This window comes from Polaromonas sp. P1_G2, assembly GCF_056405515.1.
Genome location: NZ_JBFUBY010000569.1, coordinates 1 through 851 on the forward strand (window position 1 = coordinate 1; position 851 = coordinate 851).

Annotated in this window: 1 protein-coding gene; it reads right to left on the reverse strand. The window is 59.2% G+C overall.

The genetic code is table 11. The features are described 5' to 3' along the window. Nucleotides 1–94: 94 nt before the first annotated feature. Nucleotides 95–851, reverse strand: a 757-nt coding sequence (locus tag AC1D0P_RS26220) for a carbohydrate ABC transporter permease (protein WP_477679400.1), incomplete at its 5' end; no start/stop codon positions are given.

Sequence of the window (851 nt, forward strand, 5' to 3'; positions counted from 1 at the left end):
GGATCGGAAAGAAGATCAGCAGTGCGATGATCCAGGCAATGACGGTGACGACTGCGGTGCGTCTGGTGGAAACAGCTCTGGCCATGATGCCCTCCTATCGGTCCAGGTTCTTGCCGACCRCCCGCATGGCGAAGAAGGCAACGATGTTGGCAAGGATGACTGCGATGATGCCGCCTGCGGAAGCCTGGCCGATTTTGAATTCGAGCAGCGCCTTCTGGTAGACGAGGAACGGCAGGTTGGTCGAGGCATAGCCAGGGCCGCCATTGGTGGTGACCAGGATTTCCGCGTAGACGCTGAGCAGGAAGATCGTCTGGATGAGCACGACGACCGTGGTCGCACGCGCCAGATGCGGGACGACGAGGTAGATGAAGCGGTTGAAGAAATTGGCGCCGTCCATCTCCGCTGCTTCCTTCTGCTCGCCATCGAGCGATTGCAGCGCGGTGAGCAGGATCAAGGTCGCGAAGGGCAGCCATTGCCAGGCGACGATGATGATGACCGACAGCAGCGGATATTGCCCGAACCAGTCGATCGGATGGAGGCCGAGCGAGCGGGCGAGATCAGCGAACACGCCATATTGGGCATGCATGATCATATTCTTCCACACGAGCGCCGCGACCGGCGGCATGACGAAGAAAGGAGAGATCACCAGGATGCGGACGATGCCCTGACCCCAGATCGGCTGGTCAAGCAGCAATGCGAGCGCGACACCGCCGATAATGGTGATCAGCAGCACGCCAACGACGATCTGCAACGTGTTGAGGATGGCCCACAGGAAAGCCGGGTTGTGCAGGAACAGCAGGTAATTGGAAAATCCGACGAAACCGTCGCGGATCGGATTGAGCGGGTTATAT